This is a genomic window from Polaribacter sp. (assembly GCF_039939415.1).
In the GTDB taxonomy this organism is placed as follows: domain Bacteria; phylum Bacteroidota; class Bacteroidia; order Flavobacteriales; family Flavobacteriaceae; genus Polaribacter.
The window spans coordinates 1-2,211 of sequence record NZ_JBDVJE010000019.1; the positions used below are offsets into that span (position 1 = coordinate 1).

Annotated in this window: 2 protein-coding genes; both read right to left on the reverse strand. The window is 24.6% G+C overall.

Annotation, left to right across the window (positions count from 1 at the left end; genetic code table 11):
- Window positions 1-327 (reverse strand): hypothetical protein (locus ABJG40_RS03575; RefSeq protein ID WP_348023211.1); only part of this gene is annotated, 327 nt, incomplete at its 3' end.
- Window positions 328-337: 10 nt separating this feature from the next.
- Window positions 338-2,182 (reverse strand): glycosyltransferase family 2 protein, encoded by a 1,845-nt coding sequence (locus tag ABJG40_RS03580; RefSeq protein ID WP_348023212.1) that lies wholly within the window; start codon window positions 2,180-2,182, stop codon window positions 338-340.
- Window positions 2,183-2,211 lie beyond the last annotated feature (29 nt).

Here is a 2,211-nt window from a genome sequence, read left to right on the forward strand (position 1 = left end):
ATTTTTATTCTTACCTACTATTGTAACAACAATAGTAGTAAATAAAGAAGTGTAAAAAATTGAAGCAAAAAAAGGAGCATCTTCATTACTAAATATAGAAAAAGGATAGGCAAGAATATTTGTTAAAAGCGGGTATGATAAAAAAAAGTTTTTAACCAACTCACCTTTATAAAATAAAGTATTTAGATGATTAGTTATATAAGAAGGTTCAAAATTTAGATAACCATTATTACGAATTATTGTTGTTATTAAACCAAAAACAGCAATGTAGGTAAACCATATTATAAAAAAAACTAAAGTACTGCTTTTTGATTTTTTTGTTTCCATACCTTTTTATTTAATTCTTTTTCTTAGTTAATCCATGATTAGTTTTTTCCCAATAAAAAGGTTTGGTTATTAACTGGTTTAATCCTTTATAAGCAGCTATAGAATGCATTAACCAATACACAGGATTTGCTAAAGCATATATGATTAAAGAATAAGAACTTCTCTTAAAAATAGCAATCATATTGGTATAAATCATGATTAAATTACCTAAAGTAAAATTTATTAAAGAAATAATTATTAACCAATCAGGAAAAAGTAATTCTATCCATTTACTTTTAAAAGTAATGTAAATTAGTAAAAAAATTAACAAAACAGGATAGCTTAAAAAAGTAAAAACGGTACCACCTATAAAAAATTGAAATCCAAAAAAACCTCTAGCACCAATAGATTTATATAGTTTTAAAGGTTTTCTCATATGAACTAAATATGTTTGCATATAACCCTTAATCCATCTAGAGCGTTGTCTAATCCAATTAAAAAATTCGTTATTAGCTTCTTCATAAGTTGTAGAGTCTAAAACAGTAATTTTATAATCTTTTGCGTAGCAACGTAGTCCTAAATCGGCATCTTCTGTAACGTTAAATCCATCCCAACCACCTAATTCCATTAATTTATCAAATTTAAAATGATTACTAGTACCACCTAACGGAATAGGAATTCTAAGACTATCTAAACCTGGTAACATATAATCAAACCAATAAGAATATTCTAGTGTAAACATTTTGGTTAAAAAGTTTTCACTTTTATTAAAGTAATTTAAAGCACATTGAATTGCAATGTAATTGTCTGGTAATTTATTAAAAAGTTTATAAGTTTGTTTTAGTTGATCACTATCTGGTATGTCTTCTGCATCGTAAATAGTTAAATATTTACCTTTAGAAAAGTACAAACCATAATTACAAGCTTTTGGTTTTGTTTTTGGTTGTGCATAGGGTATTATAATGGGTTCAAAATTAGTAGGAAACTTCATTTCTCTAATGGCATTATAAGTCATTGCATCATCAGATTCTATTAATAATTTAGCATCAAGTTTTTCTATTGGATAATCTAAACTATTTAAGTTCCAAACTAATTTTTGTATTACTTCAGATTCTTTAAAAACAGGTAAATGTATTGTATAAATAGGTAGTTCTTTATCTGTAATAGAATCTATTTCTTCTTTACTTACTTTACTTTCTAGTTCTGTTTTAGAACCATGTATGGTAAGCATAAATTTAAATAATATAGAAAATAATAAGAAGCTATTTATTAGTAAATTAGCTCCTATTAAAGTGTCTACAAAATTAAAATATAAAAACACTAAAAAGATAAAAAAAAGAATACCTAAAGCTATTACTTGATTTTTGGTAAAAGTTTCAATAGCACAACTATTTGGGTCATTTTCATATAAGTGAAAAACAGATTTATGTAAGATTTCATCTCCGTATTTTACATGTAGCGCTTTATTTAAATCTAATTCATTAGCAACAAAAATTTCAGAAACTTTTATTTGTAATTCTTCTTCTACTAATCTTATATTGTTTTTATCAGAAGGGTCTGCAACTATAAAAGCAACTTTATGGTTGTGCTCAATAGGAAATATTAAAGTATTTAAAAATAAATTAAATCGTTCATGTGTTTTAGAAAAAGATTTATAATCATCAATTTTATCAAAATTAAAAGTATGAGTAGAGAACTTAAACCCTTCTATAACTTTGTTATAATGATATCTAGAAATAAATCCGTGGTTTAGTGCAGTTTTTAAAAATGATTTATTTAAAATAATTTTAATTCTTTCAATTTCGGCAACTTGTTTACTCGTTAGTAAATTACTTTCTATAAACAGTTCTTTTCTATGAATATTAATATTTGCCATATAACTTAAAGTTTTATAACACTAAATAT